Annotated in this window: 17 protein-coding genes; 7 read left to right on the forward strand and 10 right to left on the reverse strand. The window is 35.3% G+C overall.

Annotation, left to right across the window (positions count from 1 at the left end; translation table 11 throughout):
* Positions 1 to 519 precede the first annotated feature (519 nt).
* A complete protein-coding gene (locus HHU12_RS11320) occupies positions 520 to 1,857 on the reverse strand; it encodes an ATP-dependent 6-phosphofructokinase (RefSeq protein WP_169656853.1) in 1,338 nt (445 codons plus the stop codon).
* A 234-nt stretch (positions 1,858 to 2,091) separates the two neighbouring features.
* Here HHU12_RS11320 and HHU12_RS11325 point away from each other — a divergent pair, with 234 nt between their 5' ends.
* From HHU12_RS11325 to HHU12_RS11335, 3 genes are read left to right on the forward strand one after another with little or no spacing between them, the layout of a single operon-like run.
* Positions 2,092 to 2,778 (forward strand): head GIN domain-containing protein, encoded by a 687-nt coding sequence (locus HHU12_RS11325; protein ID WP_169656854.1) that lies wholly within the window; start codon positions 2,092 to 2,094, stop codon positions 2,776 to 2,778.
* 37 nt (positions 2,779 to 2,815) lie between these two features.
* Positions 2,816 to 3,499, forward strand: coding sequence for a head GIN domain-containing protein (locus tag HHU12_RS11330; RefSeq protein ID WP_169656855.1), 684 nt, complete (start codon positions 2,816 to 2,818; stop codon positions 3,497 to 3,499).
* Between the two features lie 37 nt (positions 3,500 to 3,536).
* Entirely contained in the window at positions 3,537 to 4,220 is a 684-nt protein-coding gene (locus HHU12_RS11335) for a head GIN domain-containing protein (RefSeq protein ID WP_169656856.1), read from the forward strand.
* Between the two features lie 80 nt (positions 4,221 to 4,300).
* Here the strand turns inward: HHU12_RS11335 and HHU12_RS11340 are convergent, their stop codons facing one another.
* Both HHU12_RS11340 and HHU12_RS11345 read right to left on the reverse strand, forming a co-directional pair.
* The gene (locus tag HHU12_RS11340; RefSeq protein ID WP_169656857.1) at positions 4,301 to 5,524 is read right to left on the reverse strand and encodes a porin family protein; all 1,224 of its coding nucleotides are present in this window, start codon (positions 5,522 to 5,524) and stop codon (positions 4,301 to 4,303) included.
* A gap of 403 nt (positions 5,525 to 5,927) precedes the next feature.
* Positions 5,928 to 8,354, reverse strand: coding sequence for a heavy metal translocating P-type ATPase (locus tag HHU12_RS11345; RefSeq protein ID WP_240970922.1), 2,427 nt, complete (start codon positions 8,352 to 8,354; stop codon positions 5,928 to 5,930).
* Positions 8,355 to 8,520: 166 nt separating this feature from the next.
* Here HHU12_RS11345 and HHU12_RS11350 point away from each other — a divergent pair, with 166 nt between their 5' ends.
* A complete protein-coding gene (locus tag HHU12_RS11350; RefSeq protein WP_169656859.1) occupies positions 8,521 to 9,390 on the forward strand; it encodes a DMT family transporter in 870 nt (289 codons plus the stop codon).
* A 77-nt stretch (positions 9,391 to 9,467) separates the two neighbouring features.
* On the opposite strand, the gene ftsZ is transcribed toward HHU12_RS11350, so the two are convergent.
* From ftsZ to HHU12_RS11385, 7 genes are all read right to left on the reverse strand, one after another.
* Positions 9,468 to 10,901, reverse strand: coding sequence for a cell division protein FtsZ (gene ftsZ / locus HHU12_RS11355; protein ID WP_169656860.1), 1,434 nt, complete (start codon positions 10,899 to 10,901; stop codon positions 9,468 to 9,470).
* Between the two features lie 192 nt (positions 10,902 to 11,093).
* Positions 11,094 to 12,437 carry a cell division protein FtsA gene (ftsA, locus tag HHU12_RS11360; protein ID WP_169656861.1) on the reverse strand — a complete coding sequence of 448 codons (1,344 nt, stop codon included), beginning with the start codon at positions 12,435 to 12,437 and terminating at the stop codon, positions 11,094 to 11,096.
* A gap of 176 nt (positions 12,438 to 12,613) precedes the next feature.
* Positions 12,614 to 13,393: a cell division protein FtsQ/DivIB gene (locus tag HHU12_RS11365; RefSeq protein ID WP_169656862.1), complete on the reverse strand. Its 780-nt coding sequence runs from the start codon at positions 13,391 to 13,393 to the stop codon at positions 12,614 to 12,616.
* 3 nt (positions 13,394 to 13,396) lie between these two features.
* Positions 13,397 to 14,770: a UDP-N-acetylmuramate--L-alanine ligase gene (gene murC / locus HHU12_RS11370; protein WP_169656863.1), complete on the reverse strand. Its 1,374-nt coding sequence runs from the start codon at positions 14,768 to 14,770 to the stop codon at positions 13,397 to 13,399.
* Between the two features lie 7 nt (positions 14,771 to 14,777).
* Complete coding sequence (murG, locus tag HHU12_RS11375) at positions 14,778 to 15,890, reverse strand: undecaprenyldiphospho-muramoylpentapeptide beta-N-acetylglucosaminyltransferase (RefSeq protein ID WP_169656864.1); 1,113 nt, start codon at positions 15,888 to 15,890, stop codon at positions 14,778 to 14,780.
* Between the two features lie 270 nt (positions 15,891 to 16,160).
* Positions 16,161 to 19,082, reverse strand: a complete 2,922-nt coding sequence (locus HHU12_RS11380) for a T9SS type B sorting domain-containing protein (protein ID WP_169656865.1) — start codon at positions 19,080 to 19,082, stop codon at positions 16,161 to 16,163.
* A 91-nt stretch (positions 19,083 to 19,173) separates the two neighbouring features.
* Positions 19,174 to 19,692 (reverse strand): DUF6702 family protein, encoded by a 519-nt coding sequence (locus HHU12_RS11385; RefSeq protein WP_317170471.1) that lies wholly within the window; start codon positions 19,690 to 19,692, stop codon positions 19,174 to 19,176.
* A gap of 245 nt (positions 19,693 to 19,937) precedes the next feature.
* Here HHU12_RS11385 and HHU12_RS11390 point away from each other — a divergent pair, with 245 nt between their 5' ends.
* From HHU12_RS11390 to HHU12_RS11400, 3 genes are all read left to right on the forward strand, one after another.
* Complete coding sequence (locus HHU12_RS11390; protein WP_169656885.1) at positions 19,938 to 20,300, forward strand: response regulator; 363 nt, start codon at positions 19,938 to 19,940, stop codon at positions 20,298 to 20,300.
* A gap of 71 nt (positions 20,301 to 20,371) precedes the next feature.
* Positions 20,372 to 20,665, forward strand: coding sequence for a hypothetical protein (locus tag HHU12_RS11395; RefSeq protein WP_169656867.1), 294 nt, complete (start codon positions 20,372 to 20,374; stop codon positions 20,663 to 20,665).
* A 25-nt stretch (positions 20,666 to 20,690) separates the two neighbouring features.
* Complete coding sequence (locus HHU12_RS11400) at positions 20,691 to 21,461, forward strand: MBL fold metallo-hydrolase (RefSeq protein ID WP_169656868.1); 771 nt, start codon at positions 20,691 to 20,693, stop codon at positions 21,459 to 21,461.
* Positions 21,462 to 21,513: the final 52 nt, after the last annotated feature.

A 21,513-nucleotide genomic window follows, 5' to 3' on the forward strand; every position in this document is an offset into this window, starting at 1 on the left:
TTATTTTGAAGAGCATCTTAACGGATGCTCTTTTTTTATGCAATACAGGTTAAACTAAATCGTCAACTTTCAATCGATATTTCTACAAGCTTTTTATGGTCTACTTTCAAGCTTTCTTCTTCTTAATTTTTCCATTGATGAAAAACGAAGCAAAAAATCTAGGCTGTGAAGTCAAAAGCTAAATTCCATTCCTCTCGCCTAAATGATTTTAAACTCGCTAAAGCTCAAACAAGAAAATCATTTTTAACGGCTCAATACGTGAAATTCTTAACGCTTTTCCCTTCAAGGCCGATAAAATCACTACCAAACTAATTGGGTAGAAAACCCAATGGCGCGAATGTTAGATGTAACCGTCATACGTATCCTACAAATCGTCAGAAATCTCCTGATTTCTAAACATCAAAAATTAGAAAACTCACTTTTCAACGTACTAGAAAAGAAAATTTTCTCAATAAAAAAAGGCGTCATCGCTGACACCTTTCTTTTATATAAAAAGTACTTAGTACTTAATAAAGTCTATTACTCGTCTTTCATTTTTAGAGGCTGACCAGTAGTCTCCAATACTGCCCACCATAATGGACCATTTACATCAATTTTCTTTCTTGACGCTGTAGCCGCTGGAATTGGAAGGTAAGTAAATTGGTTATGCCAACGACCTACTACGAAATCTGTTAAACCAGCCATTGCACCGTGAACGGCATTTAAAGCTAAGTCGTTACAGAATACACTATCAGCAGGAATTGCCACCTCAGAACGGATGATATATGAAGGGTCAATGTATTTTACAGTTGCCTCAATATCTTCGCTCTTGAAGAATTTGTTGATTTCGTCTTTCAAATGAACACCAATATCTTTATGCTTGATGTTTCCAGACTTATCTTTCTTCACATCTTCATGATCAAATAAGTTTTGGCCAGCACCTTCTGCTACCACTACTAATGCATGATGACGATCCAATACTCTTTCCTTCAATGCCGCTAAGAATCCTTTCTCACCGTGCAAATCGAATTCATTTTCTGGCACTAATACGAAGTTTACATCTGGCATTGCAAGTGCTGCATTCGCTGCAATAAAACCAGAGTCTCTACCCATTAGCTTTACGATTGCTACTCCATTGTATGCACCTGTTGCTTCGTTATGCGCATCTCTTACTACCGCTGCAGCTGTAGTAAATGCAGTATCAAAACCGAAAGTTTTTGTCATGAAGTTTACATCGTTATCAATTGTCTTTGGAATACCCGCAGTAACAATTTTCAAACCTCTTCTTTCAATTTCCTCATTGATTACGTGGTTACCCGAAAGTGTACCATCACCACCAATAGTGAAAAGGATGTTGATGTTTTCTCTTTCAAGCGCATCAACCATAGCAGAAATATCCTGACGACCTCTTGATGATCCCAAAATAGTTCCACCGAATAAGTGAATATCTTTTACAACCTCTGGCGTTAATTTTTTCATTTCATGACCATACTCAGGAATCAATCCTTGGTAGCCATATTGAATACCCCAAATGTTTCTTACTTTATATCTATAGTATAATCCATTAACTAATCCACGGATTACATTATTAATACCAGGACATAAACCTCCACAAGTTACAATGGCTGCTTTTGTCTTTGATGGATCAAAATAAATATCTTTTCTAGGTCCTGCCTTTAAGAATGAGATAGGTTCAGCACCAGACTCTAGTGTATTTTTATAACTGCTTAAAGAAGCATCATATACGATTTTTCTTGACTCGTCGATGAATAATTCGTTACTAATCTCTTCTTCTGCGTAATTCTTATAAATGGGAGATACTAAAGTGGCTTTGCCTAACTTTTTGACCTCAAAGTCTTCTTGTTTCAAGTCGTTCATGAGATAGTATTATTTATTATAATGTATGTATCAATTTTTTCAAACACGAATAACAGTATATTTCTATTAAAAAAGGATGACAAAAGTAACCCTATTTCAGTAGTCATAATAAATTCATGCAACCATTAGTGATTTCTTATGTCTTTAAGGCATATACTATTATTTTCACACAATATTCATTTGTTAATTGTTGTTATTCACAACGAACAATGAGTCGCAAAAATACAATAAAAAATGAAAACAAGATTATTTATTCTTAACATCATCCTATTTTTTTCATCATTTGTTTACGCTCAAAAAGTAGACACTCGTAGTTTAAATTCTTTTGAAGCAATCAAAATCAGTGGATCAATGGATCTTAAACTTATTGCTGGTAATAAAAATGAAGCTGTTGTTCATCTTTATGGCAGTACTAAAGCTACTGATGTTATCACAGAGGTTTCTGGTGGCAAACTTTCTATCAGACCCAAAAAAGGTGTTCGCAATGTAAGAGCTGATATTGAAATCACTTACAAAGATAAAATCAATGGAATTAGCTTTTCCGGTTCATCTGATATCAAATGTGAAGGAAAAGTTTTAGCTGATAATTTATCGCTAGCAGGCAGTGGATCAGGTAGTTTCAGCGGAGAAGTTGAAGTAGAAGAATTAAAAGCAAGCCTTAGTGGTTCGGGTGAGTTAGACCTAAAAGGAAAAGCAGACACTTTCAGCGTTTCTGTAAGTGGTTCGGCAGATATCGATGCGAAAAATATGGAATCTAAAATTGTTACTATCTCAGTAAGCGGTTCAGGCGATGTAGATTGCTGGGCTACAGAAGAGATCAATGCTAGAGTTTCAGGATCGGGTGACATCAGATACAAAGGGCGTCCGGAAAGAACAAAAATTAAAGTTTCAGGGTCTGGCGACATCTCTCAAATTCAATAAAATCACAACAATATATTCATACTGGCTTCACACAAAAATGAAAACAAAACTAATTACAATTAGCTTCCTATTATTGATTTCAAATTTTCTTCAAGCACAAGACCACAATGTTCGCAGTTTGGGTTCTTTTGAGAAGATTGAAATCAAAGGAATTTTAGAAGTAAACCTTACTGCAGGTAAAAAGAATAAAGCTGAGATTTCAATGCTGAATGGGAATCAAGGTGCTATTATTACTGAAGTAATTGATGGTACTCTTTATGTCAAACCCAAAGGAAACAACGATCATATAAGAGCTGAAATTGATATTACTTATAAGAAAAAAATAAAATCTATTAAATATTCAGGTTTTACAAACATAAAAAGTAGTGGAAAAATCAGGTCAAAGGAATTGGTGATTATTGGTGGTGGAGCTGGCCTATTTACAGGTGATGTTAATGTGAAAAAGCTTACGATAAATCACAATGGAGCTGGTGAAGTTGAAATGTCTGGAAGAGCTAAATCTGTTAATGTCTCTTTGAGCGGTGCTGCTGATATTGATATGACAAAGATGCAAACAAACCATGCTGATGTTTCTGTCAGTGGGGCTGGGGATGTCAAATGCTGGGCGACAGAAGAGATCAATGCTAGAGTTTCAGGATCGGGTGATATCAGATACAAAGGGCGTCCGGAAAGAACAAAAATTAAAGTTTCAGGATCTGGCGACATCTCTCAAATTCAATAAAATCACAACAATATATTCATATTGACTTCACACAAAAATGAAAACAAAACTAATTACAATTAGCTTCCTCTTATTGATTTCAAATTTTCTTCAAGCACAAGACCACAATGTTCGCAGTTTGGGTTCTTTTGAGAAGATTGAAATCAAAGGAATTTTAGAAGTAAACCTTACTGCAGGTAAAAAGAATAAAGCTGAGATTTCAATGCTGAATGGGAATCAAGGTGCTATTATTACTGAAGTAATTGATGGTACTCTTTATGTCAAACCCAAAGGAAACAACGATCATATAAGAGCTGAAATTGATATTACTTATAAGAAAAAAATAAAATCTATTAAATATTCAGGTTTTACAAACATAAAAAGTAGTGGAAAAATCAGATCGAAGGAATTGGTGATTATTGGTGGTGGAGCTGGCCTATTTACAGGTGATGTAAATGTGAAAAAGCTTACCATAAATCACAATGGAGCTGGTGAAGTTGAACTATCTGGTAAAGCTAAATCTGTTAATGTCTCTTTGAGTGGTGCTGCTGATATTGATATGACTAAGACGCAAACAAACCATGCTCATGTTTCTGTCAGTGGGGCTGGTGATGTCAAATGCTGGGCGACAGATATGCTCAATGCAAGTGTATCGGGAGTAGGTAATATTAGATATAAAGGTGTGCCTAAAGACTCTAAACTAAATGTTAGTGGTTTTGGAGAAATCTCTTCTCTTCAGTAACTTATAATACCACAAACAAAAAGCCTTCTATCTGTGCAATGCAGGTAGAAGGCTTTTTATTTGAATTGGCTTAGTACTTATTAAAAGATAGTATAACCCACTGTAAATGCTATTGAATTATACTCTGCTTGCCAATACAAATAATTACCTAAAAGATTTTTATTTGTATAGTATTTCAGCTCACCTATAAATCGATCTGATACCTTTACTCCTAAACTAAAAGCCACATTTCTTCTTGAATTTATTTTTAAAGGGTCGTACAAATCAGAAGAATCTGCTCTCTTAAACGTAATTTCAGAATTAAACGAATAATCAAAAATATAAGCTATTCCGAAGTATAGTTTCAGATTTTCATTCAAATAAGAATAATAACGTACACCTACAGGTAATTCTATTGAGCTATATTTTACTGAATAATTAATAATTCTTCCTACAACATCTGTCGTTTGTTGAGACTTATCCCCTGTAAAAGTTTGATATGTTGGTTCAATATGTAAGCCCCATTTGTTTTTGTTGTAGGGTAAAATATATTCAAAATCTGCTCCTACTCTAAAATTTATTTGATTGTCAAATTTTATACCCTTACTACTATTACTATTTTTAATATGAAGGCCATTATTACTCAAACCTAATTTAGCTGAAATATGAAAAGAATTCTTTTTCTTTTTAGCAGTATAATCTTTTGTGTTCGATAGCGTATTACCATTGAATTTCTGAATTACAGGCTTGATCTTTCTGAGGGTATAATCAATATTTTCAACATCAGCAATAGTGATGTTATTAGTTCTTAGATTAAGGTATAGCTGTTGTTTGTAATAAGAATTATGAGCTATCTTATCGTTAGATTTATACCTTTTATAGACTAGAGGCTCAATTTCTTTACCTTCTAACTGCAGAAAAAAGCGTAAAACTTTATTATCCTTATACTGGTATAAAGAGGCTTTACCTTCAAGCATTACTTTCAAAAAGACGGTCTCTTCTTTAAAGAAAGGATCTCTTTGCTTTTTTAGATTCGCAAGGTTATTACTTGATTGATCGATTTGTACTGTTTCTTTGATATATTTAAACTCTCCCTCAATCCCAAAAGACTTTAGATCTTCAAGAGAACCTGTTTTCACCTCTGAATTTTGTGACAACTGATATTCAATCTTCTTCGGATTTTGTGCCCATTCTACATTTTTGATAAAACACTCGAGCTTTTCATCATTATTGTTAATAACGTAACCCTTTTCAAAATTAATTTGGGCAAAGGCTGAAAAAGTAAGTAGAATTGAAATAATGAACGAATAAAAAAATTTAGCCATTGAATATATTAGGTTTAAAAAATTAATAAGTAATGGAAAGAATAAAAAAGATTAGATAAAATGTCCTTTTTTTTATTCCAGGTACTTAAGTACTGTGACAAAAGTAAAGGTACATTTTATCTTATCTTTTTTATCCTACTCTTCGTTAGATTTTTATCGCGTAACTAAGGCTATGCTCTGCAAATCTGCCTTGATTAGAATAAAAAATATTAAACTAAAATCATCCCTTTTCTTCTGTCACAGTACTTAGTTTTTAGCTTAAAAAAAAGAGTTTATCACAGTCTTTTTAATATCAATTATAAATACCATGATAAACTCCAAATATATAAACATTACAGCAATTATTTTCGCATTACACTATGTTGCAATAGAATAATCTAAAATAATCAACGCAGTTTTAATTTTATTTCTTCAAAAACACCTTCCCAAACCAAGTCGTACCAATCGTCCCTAACAACACCACTGAAATAGAGCTTAATGGCATTAAAATAGCGGCAATTAAAGGTGAAAGGTTTCCTTGTACAGCATAGGATAAGCCTAGCACATTGTATAACAAAGAAACAACAAAACCTAAATACACCATCACCATGGCTATCTTTGAGAAAGATAAATAACGGTTCAGTTGATTTACCTTTTGAGCAGCTAAAATAGCATCACAAGCTGGTGAGAATTGATGAGCATCTTCCGCCACTGCAATACCTACATCAGACTGTTTTAAAGCTCCTGCATCATTTAATCCATCACCAATCATCAATACTGTTTCTCCTCCTCCCTGACTCTTCTTTATAAAGTCCATTTTATCTTTTGGCGATTGATCAAAATGCATTTCAGTCCCTTCTGGGAAAGATTTTGATAATTTCTCTTTCTCAGATGAGTTGTCACCTGATAATAAAGAGATTTTATAACCTCTTTCATGAAGGTCTGATAATAATGTATCTACTCCATTGCGAAGGGATTGAGCTAACAAGAATTTGCCATACACTTTCCCATCGATATTGACATACGAAACCGTTTGGAAAGTTTTCTTCCCTGCCTTATCTGCATTCACAAAAGAAGCTTTCCCAAGTTTAACAGCATGTCCATTGACCTCTCCTTGAATACCATTTCCTTGTACTTCCTCAAAATTTTCCACCTTCAGTTTTTTATCTAACTGCTTTAAATGTTGAGCAATTCGACTACTGACAGGGTGAGTCGATTGAGAAGTCACAGCGTATACAAGTTGTAATTGTTCTTCCGATAATTCTTCTCCTTCAAATGAAATGGATTGTTCTTTTGCTGAGGTAATCGTTCCTGTTTTATCAAAGACAATATGGTTTACTGCCGCCATTTTTTCAACAGCAATCGTATCTTTTGTATATAACCCAAAACGAGCCATTATTCGCATCGCATTTCCTAATGCAAATGGGGCATTCAAAGCCAATGCACAAGGGCAAGCTATAATTAAAACGGCCGTAAATGTATTAACAGCATGATTTGCACCATCAACAGACCACCAATAAGCACCGGCTATGGAAGCTATTATTAAAATGGCAATGGTAAACCACTTACTTAACACATTGGTTTTGGACTGTAATAAATCCTTTATCGCTTCTTCTTGGAAAGTTTGTTCATTCCAAAGACGAGTCAGATAACTTTGAGAAACTTCTTTGGTGGTTTCAATTTCTATCACACCTCCCGTCTGCTTTCCTCCGGCATATAAAAGATCGCCAGAAACTTTTCGGATGGGAACTGATTCTCCAGTTACAAAACTATAATCAATTCTCCCTTCTCCTTTTTTCAAAATGGAATCAGCAGGTATTAGCTCACCATTCTTAATCTGCAATGTATCATGAACTTCTAACTTAGATAGTGGAATGTTTTCATTGATACCCTTCACAATTCTTGTGATGGCAATAGGGAAATAAGATTTATAATCTCTTTCAAATGAAATATTATCAAAAGTCTTCTGCTGAAACCACTTTCCTATCAGTAAAAGGAAAATCAGAGCACCTAAAGAATCTAAGTACCCCGCACCAGTATCTGATAAAATCTCATAGGCTGAACGTAAAAACAAAGCGAAAATACCTAATGATATAGGCACATCAATATTCACTCCTCCATGTCTCAATGCATGCCAAGCGGATGTCAAATAATCTCTAGCTCCATAAAAGAAAACTGGAATACTCAACACTAAATTCAAATATCCAAAAAGCTCAATAAAATGCTGATCTTCTACCGTAATCCCTAAATACTCAGGAAAACTCAACATCATAATGTTACCAAAACAGAAACCTACAATGCCAAGCTTGATATAAAAAGACTTTTCTTGTGCCTTTTTCGCTTTATTTTTCTTATTTTTCTCTAAGTCTTCAAGGTTGATCAATGGTTCGTATCCTAAATTGATCAGCAGTTCCACTACATCACGTAAAGAAAGTTTTTCTTCCAAAAACGTCACATAAATCTCTCTTTTCAAGAAATTCACTTTAGACTCTGCAATTCCTTCACTCAATTCAGGGAGCTTTTCCAACAGCCAAATACATGAAGAACAGTGAATTTGCGGAAGATAAAAACTAAGGCGGGCAATTCGTCCATCAGAAAAATCAATCAACTTTTTAATAATGGTCTCATCATCTAAATAAGCCAATTTCTCTCGTTGAGATTTTCCTTTTTGTTTTACACCAGGTTGATTATTCAGGCGGTAGTAATCAGATAAATTATTTTCCTTCAAAAGATCATAAACCATATGACAGCCATTACAGCAGAATGATTTACCTTCTTCATTTTTTATAATTTCATCTGTACAGTCCTCCCCACAGTGATAACAAGTTTCTATATTTTCGTTTGAGTGCATGTTCATGTCTATAATAGATTGATACAAATTTCGTCAGCAAAATTGAATTCACAACTGACTATTATCAATTCACAGCCTCTATTGACAAATAAAAACTAAAAATTGGTATTCAAGCCTTTGGAATCCACTACTTTTGGGGTTTGAATAGCAAAATCTTAACAAAATAATGAATATAAAAGTTGGGAGTGGCGTCAAACAAATGCTTTTAGCATCATTGGTGATGACCACTATGCAGTTGATTGTAAAGGCAATTCCACAAATACCACCTCAAGAAGTCGTTTTTTTCCGAGCACTTACCTCTCTCGTTCTTAGCTATGTGACACTCAAAAAAGCGGGGGTTTACCTTTGGGGGAATAATAAAAAAATGCTTTTACTGAGAGGTTTTTTTGGAACAATTTCTCTTGTATTAGTATTTGCCAGTTTCCAGAATCTTCCTCTTGCTACAGCTGTTGTTTTACAAAATTTAGCCCCTTTGTTTACCGCACTTTTTGCCATGCTTTTCTTGAAACAACCTCTAAAACCACTTCAGTTTTTATTTCTAGGAATCAGTATTGTGGGTGTGGTTTTCTTAAAAGGTTTTGATCCTAGAGTAGATCCAGTATTTCTAACCGTTGCATTATTAGGTGCTATTGGTTCTGCTGCAGCTTATACCGTCATCGGTAAACTAAAAGGAAAAGAACATCCCGTTGTTGTGGTTTTCTATTTCCCATTTGTGGCAGTTCCTATCACAGGTATTTGGAGTTACTTTGACTGGGTTGTTCCTGAAGGAATTGAAATATGGGCGGCTTTATTAAGTATTGGTGTACTATCACAAATTGGGCAAATATTATTAACGAAAGCCTATCAATCTGATGATGATGCACTGACCGTTTCAAGTATGAATTATACGAGTGTCATTTATGGAGCACTTTACGGAATGTATTTCTTTGGAGAATTCTTCACTTTAGAAGTTATTATTGGAATGTTCCTCGTTATTTCGGGAACATTACTAAATCTAGTTTACAAACATAGACTCAATAAAAAAGGAGCTGTGTAGATGCAAAAAGCTCAATAAATAAAAACGCCATTGAAATTTAACTTTCAATGGCGTTTTTTATATGGAAAAAGGATGATTTACTCTGCTCCTTCCTGTTCTGATGATGGAGGGTTTAGCTTTACACCTCTTCTCATATAAGCAGGAATATCGCGAAGATCTTTCATATCTTCATTTGAAATATCCTTTACTGATTCAAACTTTTTGTAACTGCTCAGCTGAGGAGCTTCTTTTGGAGTCTCATCAGGAGTTACTGGACTTTTAGGTTCAGGAGTTACATCATTCCCAACATAATCGTCCTCTAAAGAAAATACTACCTTTTTAGGCTCTTCTTTTTCCACTGGTTGGGGAGCCGCTGAAGCTTCAACTTGCTGAGGCTTTTCCTCCTCCACAGGTTTCTCTTCAACAACCGGAGGTTTTTCCTCCTTAACTTCTGAAGTAGGTTTTGCTACTGGAATAGGCGTACTTATTCTAGTGCTTTGTGTACCTGACTCCCCTTTGCTAAAAAAATCGCCGGTCGTTTTGACGTCTTTATCTTCTTCGAAACCTGTAGCAATTACAGTTACGCTGATAGCATCACCCAATGATTCATCTTTAGCCACACCAAAGATAACCTCGGCCTCGTCTCCAGCTCTTTCTTGGATGTAAGTTGTCACTTGTTCCAACTCGCTCATATCCAAGTTATCGTAATCACTAACCACAAGGCTAAGCAAGATATATTTAGCATTAGTGATGTCAGTGTTGTTCAATAATGGTGAAGCAATTGCTGCTTCAGTAGCACGGATTGCACGGTCCTCACCTGACTCAATTGATGAGCCCATTACGGCAGTACCAGCATCACGCATTACTGTATTCACATCTTCAAAGTCCACGTTGATGTATGCATCTACAGTAATGATTTCGGCAATAGACTTCGCTGCACGTGCCAATACATTATCAGCCTGAGCAAACGCTTCTCTCATTGAAGAACGTCCGTATACCTCTTTCAATTTCTCGTTTAGAATCACAAGAACAGTATCACAGTGTTCTTTCAAGTCCTCAATTCCTTGAAGAGCTCTTCTTTCTTTTGGCTTACCTTCAAATCTGAAAGGCATCGTTACGATACCAACAGTAAGAATATTCAAGCTTCTTGCAATTTCAGCAATCACAGGAGCGGCTCCTGTACCTGTTCCGCCACCCATACCAGCAGTGATGAAAACCATTTTAGTTCCATTGGACAAGAATGATTTTATCTCATCTTTTGTTTCCATTGCAGATTCTCTACCAATTTCTGGTTTTGCACCTGCTCCTAAACCTGCAGTAAGTTCAACTCCTAATTGAATTTTGTTGGGTACTGGACTTGATTCCAATGCTTGTCTATCTGTGTTAGCCACAAAAAAATCTACATCATGGATTCCAAGTTCATACATGTGACGAACAGCATTACCGCCACCACCACCAACACCGACCACCTTAATGATCTTGTTAGCTGTAGGGTTGCTTGTCATATCAAACTCGTAGCTCGTATCAGCCATAGATTCTAAAAAATTTATTTATTCAACCACTAATGGGCTGCTTATTCATATCAAAAATTCGAAATGCTAAAATAATAGCATTATTTGTAAAAAATGACACATTATCCCACTTTTTGAGTAGAACATGGTCATTTTCACCAATGAAAATACAGAATTAATAAAAACAATCCAATTAAGTTATAATTTTATTGCTTAATCTTTATAATCTTCTGTATCATCATAGTCATCAATCAGCAAATCCTTCGCTTTCTGAAGGAAATCAGAGAAAATATTCTTTCCTCTTGGGCCTGAAGTTTCAGATACCTTCACTCTATCTGAAGTTCCTTCCACTTTTACATCCTGTTGGTAAATACTTCTTGGTCTTTCCAGTTCTCTTTGGTCTAATGCCTTAAATCCTGCTAAAGCCAATCCTAAAGCTGTTGAGAACTTTGGATCCTTTACTTTTTCAGAACGGTCACTCTTTCCTAGAAACGCTGTTGGATAACCAATTCTTGTGTCTAACCCTACTTTATATTCAAATAAATGCTGAATATTCTTCAATTTAGAACCACCACCGGTTAAAACTAATCCACCAGCCAATTTATCTAAATAACCCGAAGCTCTTAATTCTGCTTGAATCAGATCAATGATCTCCTCCATTCTTGCCTCAATGATATAAGCCAAGTTTTTGATAGAGATTTCTTTGGGCGTTCTGTTATTGATACCCGGAATCTCAACAACATCTGCATCATTGGTATTCACAGCCATCGACTGACCAAATTTCACTTTCAGTAATTCTGCCTGATGTTGCATTACAGCACAACCTTGCTTGATATCTGAAGTGATAATATCACCACCAAAAGGAATTACAGCAGTATGTCTGATGATTCCGTCATAGAAAATGGCAATATCAGTTGTGCCACCTCCAATATCGATGATTGCAACACCTGCTTCTTTTTCTTCTTCCGTCAGTACAGCCATACTTGAAGCCAATGGTTCAAGCATCATCTGATCGTTCTCCAAGTTACTTCTTTCAATACATTTTTTGATATTACGTATTGAATTGGAATTGGCTGTAACGATATGAAAATCGGCTTCCAACTTCACTCCTGCCATACCCACAGGATCTTTTATTTTCTCCTCACTATCAACAGTATAGTGAAGCGGCAATACATGTATAATTTCAGTACCAGGTTCGGTGATCACACGATACATATCGTTGGTCAATCGCTCAACATCAGTTACTGATATTTCGTCTTCTTGATGTGGAAGAGTGATACTTCCATGTTGACGGAAACTTTTAATATGCTTCCCTGCAACACCCACATTTACTACATTGATCTCAATTTGCGAGTCTTGTTCTGCGGCAGTGATTGCTTGGTCGATAGCCTCCGTAGTCTTAGCGATATTACTCACCGTACCATCACGAACACCTTCTGAAGTAGAATGACCTAATCCGAGTATCTCCAATTGATTATACTCATTCATTCTGCCAACTACAGCACACACCTTTGTAGTTCCAATATCAAGCCCTACGATTATCTTTTCTTCTTCCATACTCTAAACAAATTTATGATGAGTAATTAGTGGGTTTAATTTATTAAATAAGGATTATAAATCCGTAAACTATTAAAAAATCAAAATTTCCTAATATGTAGCCAAAAAAGCAAATTATTCAAATCGAAATTATTGAGAGTACGTTTTAAACTGCTCTATTCGTATTGATAACAAGCTTAGTTACATACAATTTGACCGTCATACTGCAACTTGATCTTTTTGTAGACATTCCAACCTTTAGAGGTTAATATAGTATTGTAATATACTTTTAATTTTCCTAGTTTTTGATCAAAAGCCAAAGGTTTTCCAAATTCAATGCGTTCTTTGCCTACTTGAGGATAAGCTATGATCGACATATCTCGGTTTAAATCAAGTTGTGTCAGCTGAGCATTCCAAAAACGGTCGTTGCTTAGTTTATTGATAAAATACAATAAGTTTTGACCGTAAACTTCCTCGCTCCAATATTTGTGTGACATTAATTTCTCCGCTCCTTCACCTGTAATTAATAATACACGCGCCGCATATTTTTTTGAAAGGCCAATTAACTTTCCTTCTTTATTGACATAAGTAGATTTCCCCGAAGGTGTAATCACTCTTGCAATAGGTCTATCTTGCTCTATGTCAATAATCAAGTTATTTGAAACATCACGAGAAACTTCTGCTTTCCTTACAAATTGAATAGCATTGAGAGAGTTCTCTATTTCTTTAATTGAAATTTGATTGAGGTCTTTCCGCTCCAGATTCATTTTTGTAATAGCATCCTTTACTTCTGTATCTTCCACAAAACGAGGAGCATTATAGTTGGTCACATTGATCACTAACTGTCCATCTGTAGAATAAACATTTCTTCTTGTAACTGTGTAAAGTACAAAAACAATTAGTAAGCCAATAAGTACCAAAATACTCCCAATTCCCTTTTGAGAGAACAGATTGGATAGTGATTTCTTCTCTTTCATAGACTACTCATTATGAATTTGAGCTATATCTTTTATAAAACGATCAATATTTCCAGCACCTACAGTGGCAATAACTTTACCATCATATTTCTTCACTTCTTCTAGTAAATCCTCATCTTGTACAATACGTTTATTGTTATGAAGGATCTTCCCTAGGAGCATTTCAGAATTTACCCCTTCTACAAATTTTTCTCTTGCAGGATAAAGCGGCAATAACCAAACGTCATCTGCTAAAGAAAGACTCTCTCCAAAGTTATCCGCGAAGTCTGCTGTTCTTGAATACAAGTGAGGCTGGAAAACCACAGTAATTTTCTCTTCAGGATATAAGGCTTTCAGCGATTTGATAAAAGTAGTAATCTCTGTAGGATGATGTGCATAATCATCAATATACACTTTATTTGGAGTATCTACCCACTTTTCAAAGCGTCTTTTCACTCCTTTATAGCTTTCAATACCTTTTCTTACCTCTTCAGCAGTAATTCCTATTTGTAACGCAATAGACATCGCCAGTAATGCATTGGCTACATTATGATAGCCAGGCATTTGAAGAGCTACTTTTTCAAGCTTTATTTCATTAATTTTCACATCAAAAACAAAAGCACCATTGGCTACATGAAGGTTTTCAGCATACACATCTCCACCTTCAATACCATAAGTAGTCAAAGCAACTTTACCTTGAGGAGTTAATTTCTTGATACTCTTCTCTAAAAACAGTTGTCCGTCTTGAGGAAGTTTATTGATAAATTCTTGGAAGGAAACAAAAACAGCCTCTTCATCTCCATAAATATCCAAATGATCAGCCTCACAACTTGTAACCCCAATGACATTGGGAGAAAGTTGTAAAAATGAGCGATCAAATTCATCTGCTTCCACTACTACAATATGATCCGATTTACTGTTATCACCTAACAGCATATTAGTACCATAATTTGTACTGATTCCTCCTAAAAAAGCTGAAACATTTTTACCTGCATGCTTCAGAATATGAGAAAGCATGGAAGAGGTTGTTGTCTTACCATGTGTACCTGCAATACCCACCGTAAAGCTATCATTGGTGATCATTCCCAGTACTTCGGCTCTCTTCTTCAAGGTATAGCCATTCTCTTTCAAGTATTGCATTCCTTGATGTGAAGATGGAATTGCTGGTGTATATACAATCAATACATCTTCCTTGGGTAAGGATAATAATTTTTCAGACAATGCTTCTTTACTGTCATCAAAAACTATATTAATTCCTTCTTCTTGAAGTTTTACTGTTAGATCTGTAGGGGTTTTATCATACCCTTCCACCTCGTAGGAATTGGCATTAAACCAACGTGCCAATGCACTCATTCCTATTCCTCCGACTCCTAAAAAATATATGTATGCAGGTAACATTTCTTTATTAATTCATTCTTTTATAATGACGCTCTGCCGCTTCAATGACTGTATTTGCAATGTCATTTGCCGCGTTTGGTTTTCCCAAACCATGGATCGCTGTACTCAATGATTGCAATTTCTCTTCGTCTTTCATAAGCGATAGCATTTCGTCTACTAATTTTTCTCTTGCTTCAGTATCTTTTACAAGAACGGCTGCATTTTCATTTACCAAAGCCGTAGCATTTTTTGTTTGATGATCCTCTGCCACGTTAGGTGAAGGCACCAAAATAGAAGGTTTCCCTGCTAAGCAAAGTTCAGAAATAGACAACGCACCGGCTCTCGCTACTACAATATCAGAAATAGCATAAACATTGGCCATATTTTTAATAAATGACACCAGATGTAAATCTTCCTTTTTTCCAAATTCTGAATGGTACTTTTCGTAGTAATATTTACCCGTCTGCCAAATGACTTGAATACCTTCATCCAATAATTTCTGAACACCTTTGGCCATGCTTTCATTTAATGTCAAAGCGCCCAAACTGCCACCGAAAACAAAAGCTACTTTTTTATTCGGATCAAAATTCCATTCTTTATAACCTTCTTCCTTCTTGCTTTCTAATTCCACGATATCCTGACGCACAGGATTACCCGTAAATGAAATCACATCTTTAGGGAAGTAATATTCCATACCTGGATAAGCAACACAAATCTTTTCTGCTCTTCCTCCCAATATTTTATTCGTTAACCCAGCATAACCATTTTGTTCCTGAATCACTGTAGGAATCTTGCTCGATTGACCTCTCCACATAATCGGTCCACTTGCATAACCACCTACACCAACTACCACGTTAGGCTTAAAGTCATGAATAATGTTGCTTGCTTTCCATAAACTATTGATCAGTTTAAAAGGAAAAGAAAGATTCTTCAAAGTCAATTTTCTTTGAATTCCAGCAATAGGCAAACCAATTATTTCATAACCTGATTCAGGTACTTTCTCCATCTCCATTCTTCCTTCTGCACCTACAAAAAGAATATCAGTTTCAGGACGCTGTTCTTTAATTGCATTGGCAATTGCAATAGCAGGATAAATATGTCCTCCAGTACCGCCTCCACTTATGATGACTTTTAATTTCATTTGATTTGTTTCTGGTTTACCGCTGTGATTAGTCCGTAATTTTACACTACTTTCTGCTCACTTATTTTGGAATTACTATAGACCTTCTCTAAAAATAGAACCCTCTAAAAAAGTAAAAGTATCCTATTACTAGAATACTTTTACAAAAATAGAATTATTTTATGATTAAGAGCATGTTTGAAACCACTCTTTAATGAAAACATATACTTTCATATTACGAGTTTGGAATTTTTATCAACTCCAATGCTTTTCCAGCCTATGTAATAAGTATTATTTACCGTTTTGACTTTTACCTCTTAATATTACAAATGCTCCTTTAATCTTGACTTCTTCGTCATTGGTATCCAATCTGTAATTTGTCAACTCCGCTTCATAATAGTAATTACCAGGTTCAAGTGTATGTCCTCCTTTGGTTTTTCCATCCCAATTGATTTCAATATTACCATTATTTTCATCACTATTATATTCATATACTACAGATCCCCATCTATTAATCACGGTGAATATCACTGTTTTCACAAATCTTGGACATCGCATCGGAATAAATGTATCATTAATTCCATCGCCGTTCGGGCTGAATGCATTTGGCAACTCATAATAATAACAGTTGTCTTGAACAATTATATTACTCAACCTGCTTTCATTACCAGAATTATCAACAGCTGTCACCGCATAAGATCCAGCGACGAATTCTCTGTCCATGATTTCATATAGTACGCGAGCACTCAGAGGTCGATCTGAAGGGTGATCAATTGTAGTCAACGGAGCTCCAAAATCTGATTTTGTCAACGCCTGCCTTTGAGAGAAGTAAATATTATATTTCACAATATCTTCATCACAATCTCCTCCTAACTGATTTGTCCAGGATAGTTCGACAGAAAAACGGTCTTTACCACAGAATCGCTCTCCATCTCTATCCGGTCCGGCTACACAACTATCCATCAAAATACCTTCTTCCAGATTCCTCAATGACAAAATTGGCGGACAAGGAGGAATAGTATCCAGTAATTCAACTGTCAATTCCTGTGTCTTATTAATTAAAGGTTCAGCAATTATTGGCTGCTGATAAGAACCTACGGTTGACACATAATAAGAGTACAGTTTTCTATCATCCAATGGATCAAGTGCTGTTCCATTATCCGTATATCTTAATCCTTCTCTATTGACATATACACTATCATATAATGAATAATTCTCTTCATCACCTTCCACTCTTCTGTAGATATAGTGATAAACTCCAACAGTAAGACCATTTGCGAGAATTACAGAATCAGGCGTGAGGTTCCAAGGCACTGTCCCTCCCCAAGAAAGATCAACATAATCAATCCCCGAACTCGCTCTAAGTCTTACATAATTAGCAATGTAGGTTGTATCAGAAGGAGCACCGTTTTCTAATAACTCAATTCTGTAATGATAATGTATATTCGTATTATTTAATAAACGATCCGTAAAAGTGGTATCATTCACACCTAGAGGATTGCTGTTTAATTTGATATACTCACTATCTTCTGCTTTTTCTACCCCTTCACCTCTGTAAATATTGTATCGAACTGTAGATAAATCAGCGATATCTAAAGGAGTGGTCCATCTCACTAAAATCTCTCCATCATCCAATCCCGTTTCATTCACATCTGTATTTACAATATATTGTGAATCTGGTATAAAGGCGCAAGCTTCAGCAGAAGCCACACTTTCTCCACCTTTTGGAGATTGGAAGCCAGCATAAATTCTGTAACAGTACGTCACGCCTTGCTCCACATTTCTATCAATATAAGTAGCCTCATCAGCATCTATCTCCCCTATGTATTGATAACCTGTCCAATTCGGTAAACCTGTTTCACAAGAAGGTTCAAAATCAAAAGACCCTACTTTTCTGTAGATATAGATTTTCTCAGCATTAGAACATTCATATTTATCCCATGTCAGGGTAACCTTATTATCATAGCGTTGCAACTCATCAGAAGTAGGCGGATTTGCAGTTAAACCTAAAGGAGGTGGCCCTAAAACATGAACATTCCAGTTCTCTAGTGTACCCAAATTATCTTCCCCTACCTTCACTTGGTCAAGTGCTTCAAAAGTAATCTGATAAGGTGCTGAACGGATATCACTGCAATTTGGTGTCCATCTAAATGCACCATCCGCTTTGCTGTTATTAATTCCTGAATAGTTTACATCAAAACCCATATCAACATAAGGAACAATATTCACGTCCTTTTGTGCTATTTTTAATTCAATAGGATGAGGTCCCCACTCCACTGTAGAGTCTGGATTATAACAAGGTGGTGCATCCTGATCTTCTGCAAAAATGGTTTTATATAATTCAGTTCCTGCAATCACACAAGTATCTGGAGGTGTTTGAATCACAGGTCTAAGGTTCAATGGATCTGTGATAATCACCTGCATATCTCTGTTTACTGCACCAATACGAATACCGTCTCTCCACTCTTCAACCAAAAAGGCAATATTATATTCACCAAAAACAAAAGGTGCGTTCCAAACTAAATCACCCGTTATTTCATCAATATAAAAGACTGGAGGCACCTCACAATCTTCCGTTTCTCTTGACCAATCTTCATTCGGATCGTCTGGAAAACGATAATTTTGCACCGGTGTATCAGAACCTTGCAAACAAACGGTCAAACGATAAGATAAACTATCACCATCCACATCAAAAGCACCTGCATTATGCACGAACTTCTGCCCCACTGCACCTTTAATTACAGGAGGAATAAGTAAGAATGGTGAACTATTCAACCCCAAAACAGGGTTGATCATAAATTCAGATTGAATGAAAAAGGGTGTTTCTGAAGAAATTTCCATATTTCTCACACCTGGGTTACGGTTTCTCTCAAAGTAACTCACTTTATAATTTCCTGCTGAAGGGAAAGTATGACTTACTCTATACCGGATGATTTGTGTTTCTCCATCTTGTGTAAAGCCCAAATCTTCAGGTGATACAATGGCATTTTCGGTTCCGTCACCAAAAGAGATAGTCCCTTCACCTGCCTGCACACCCGTTACATCTCTGTAAAGAATTACTGTTACCTCATAAGTCAAAGAAGCATCATTTGTTCTTCTCATTGTAAGGTCGCCAGCTCTAATGTGAGTGGCTAGTGCTTGAGTTTGAAAAAGGAAACTGATTGACAATAGTATCAGTATAAAACTGACCTGCTTGTATGTTTGTAATTTCATATTGTAATGCTATGCGTAACATCTATCGGTTTAGCCTGAATGATTGATTCATTAGTTTAATATACAAATCAATTGGCAGATTTGTCAATGATTACCAATGAATTGTTTCAGATATTTTTTTAATATCAAACAACCAACTCACTTTTTTCCCATTGCACTTTAAGTGGAGCATATTTCTCTGATCTTGATGTACATCATAAAGAATAGTATTTTTCACCTGAAGATCTTTCACTTTTCTAATATTTTGCACTTCAAGGTAAACCCAAAGCGATTGTATATCTCTCTTCTCGTCTGTCTCTTTCCCCACCCAAGTCAGTTTCACTGCCTTTTCATTGATTTTTAATTGAAGGTTTTCTTGAAGGTATTTCAAAATCCATTCATCACTCTGAGGGTGTTCTTTTTCAGTAAACAAATGCAATTCAGGACCGCCACTCAGCACAATAGCATCTTCCAAGTCATCAAAAAACACTTTCATCGCTATTTCCATCCCTTTTGTCTCCTCATTATAATTCATTTCACATACACTTAAATGAATAGGGTGAAAATTAAGACCTATAGTTAAAAGAATATTAAATAGGACAATGGAAGGTTTTATCATTAAAAAGTTCATATAAAAAACGGAATTGATTATGTTTATTATCGAGGTTAAAATATGATTCTATAAAATATAAACTCTGAATTTCTCTTTTTATTTAAGACTACTCAACGCAATTGATAGTTTCGTTAAATATTTTTTTTATTTTTATCATAAAGTTAGTAAATACAATAAAAACAGGAATTCTAAATTTATTATTACTCATAAAAGTCTAAATTTCTGTAATCAATCTGAAACTATAATTTACAAATGGGAAAAAAATACTTGTTGCTGAAGACAGTTCAGTTATACAAAATATCACTCGCAAAGTTTTACAATTCCAAAATTACGAAATCATTTCAGTTAAAAATGGTCAGCAAGTTTTAGACAAACTTAATAAAGATCATTATGATGCTATACTTCTAGACATTAATATGCCTGTTATGGATGGTATGGAATGCGCTCAAAAAATTAGAGCATTAGACGATGACTCAAAAAATAATGTTCCGATTGTAGCTATTACTGGAAATGCGAAAAATTACAGCATGGATGACTTCAAAGCTGTGGGCATCAACGAATATTTACCAAAACCATTGAACTTCGACAACCTAGTCAATGTGGTAAACAAAGTCACAAATAATTAAAAATCCTTACTTCCCTGCGAAGATTTCAACTGAATAAGTTACATTGCAAACTGTAATTTATTCAGTTTTTTATGTCTAATACGAAAAAGGTTATTCTTAAACCCACTAAAGGTTTACAAACAAAACTTGAAGATTTATTTGCTGAAACAGAATACAACCTTCGATACGAAAAGGGAAGTTTCAAATCAGGATACTGTTTGATCAAAAATGCCAAAGTGGCTATTATCAATAAATATTACAGTCAGGAAGGGAAAATTCAATCTATGATTGATATCCTCAATCAGATCACAATTGACAGTTCTGTACTCAGTGAGAAAAACCAAGAACTTTATGCAACTGTAACTCAAGAAGGGTTCAGTCTGTAATTACAATTTCATTTTTTTGGTAATTATGAAAATTACATTTTTAGGTACTGGCACTTCACAAGGAGTGCCCATTATTGGCTGTGAGTGTGAAGTCTGCAAATCCATAGAATTTAAAAATAAAAGGCTGCGTTCTTCTATTCATATTGAAACAGATGACCATAAAAGTCTTATTATCGATTCTGGTCCCGATTTCCGTCAGCAGGTACTTCGAGAAAGAATTACAAAGCTAGATGGGCTGATCTTCACACATCAGCATAAAGATCACACAGCAGGAATGGATGACATCCGTGGCTTTTATTTTCTGAATAACATGAAGCCAATTAACCTATACGGCACTGAAGGAGTATTCAATCAGCTTAAACAGGAGTTCAGTTATATGTTTGTGGAAGACAAATATCCTGGCGTTCCATCGGTTGATCTTCATGAAATCAAAAAAGATGAAAATTTCACAATTGGAGACACCTTAATTACTCCTGTGGAAGTGTGGCACAGAAAGCTACCTGTGATGGGATACAGAATTAAAAACTTTGCCTATATCACAGATGCCAATAGAATTGATCCTGATCAGATGGAAAAACTGAAAGATTTAGACGTTTTAGTTTTGAATGCTTTACAACATAAACCCCATCAATCTCATTACACATTAGAAGAAGCACTTGAGGTCATTGAGGAATTAAAACCTAAACAAGCCTACCTTACACATATAAGTCACAACCTTGGATTACATTCCGAAGTAGAAAAAACACTACCTAACAATGTATCAATAAGTTATGACGGTCTGAGCATAACGATCTAAACGAAAAAAGCTCATTAAACATCAACTGTCTAATGAGCTTTTTTTATCGTCT

Source organism: Flammeovirga aprica JL-4 (genome assembly GCF_012844305.1).
In the GTDB taxonomy this organism is placed as follows: Bacteria; Bacteroidota; Bacteroidia; order Cytophagales; family Flammeovirgaceae; genus Flammeovirga; species Flammeovirga aprica.

What these genes read in the sequence shown, in the direction of transcription:
- HHU12_RS11320 (WP_169656853.1), bottom strand. Translation starts at nt 1,857, where the DNA reads ATGAACGACTTGAAACAAGAAGACTTTGAGGTCAAAAAGTTAGGCAAA.
- HHU12_RS11325 (WP_169656854.1), top strand. Translation starts at nt 2,092, where the DNA reads ATGAAAACAAGATTATTTATTCTTAACATCATCCTATTTTTTTCATCA.
- HHU12_RS11330 (WP_169656855.1), top strand. Translation starts at nt 2,816, where the DNA reads ATGAAAACAAAACTAATTACAATTAGCTTCCTATTATTGATTTCAAAT.
- HHU12_RS11335 (WP_169656856.1), top strand. Translation starts at nt 3,537, where the DNA reads ATGAAAACAAAACTAATTACAATTAGCTTCCTCTTATTGATTTCAAAT.
- HHU12_RS11340 (WP_169656857.1), bottom strand. Translation starts at nt 5,524, where the DNA reads ATGGCTAAATTTTTTTATTCGTTCATTATTTCAATTCTACTTACTTTT.
- HHU12_RS11345 (WP_240970922.1), bottom strand. Translation starts at nt 8,354, where the DNA reads ATGCACTCAAACGAAAATATAGAAACTTGTTATCACTGTGGGGAGGAC.
- HHU12_RS11350 (WP_169656859.1), top strand. Translation starts at nt 8,521, where the DNA reads ATGAATATAAAAGTTGGGAGTGGCGTCAAACAAATGCTTTTAGCATCA.
- ftsZ (WP_169656860.1), bottom strand. Translation starts at nt 10,901, where the DNA reads ATGGCTGATACGAGCTACGAGTTTGATATGACAAGCAACCCTACAGCT.
- ftsA (WP_169656861.1), bottom strand. Translation starts at nt 12,437, where the DNA reads ATGGAAGAAGAAAAGATAATCGTAGGGCTTGATATTGGAACTACAAAG.
- HHU12_RS11365 (WP_169656862.1), bottom strand. Translation starts at nt 13,393, where the DNA reads ATGAAAGAGAAGAAATCACTATCCAATCTGTTCTCTCAAAAGGGAATT.
- murC (WP_169656863.1), bottom strand. Translation starts at nt 14,770, where the DNA reads ATGTTACCTGCATACATATATTTTTTAGGAGTCGGAGGAATAGGAATG.
- murG (WP_169656864.1), bottom strand. Translation starts at nt 15,890, where the DNA reads ATGAAATTAAAAGTCATCATAAGTGGAGGCGGTACTGGAGGACATATT.
- HHU12_RS11380 (WP_169656865.1), bottom strand. Translation starts at nt 19,082, where the DNA reads ATGAAATTACAAACATACAAGCAGGTCAGTTTTATACTGATACTATTG.
- HHU12_RS11385 (WP_317170471.1), bottom strand. Translation starts at nt 19,692, where the DNA reads ATGAACTTTTTAATGATAAAACCTTCCATTGTCCTATTTAATATTCTT.
- HHU12_RS11395 (WP_169656867.1), top strand. Translation starts at nt 20,372, where the DNA reads ATGTCTAATACGAAAAAGGTTATTCTTAAACCCACTAAAGGTTTACAA.
- HHU12_RS11400 (WP_169656868.1), top strand. Translation starts at nt 20,691, where the DNA reads ATGAAAATTACATTTTTAGGTACTGGCACTTCACAAGGAGTGCCCATT.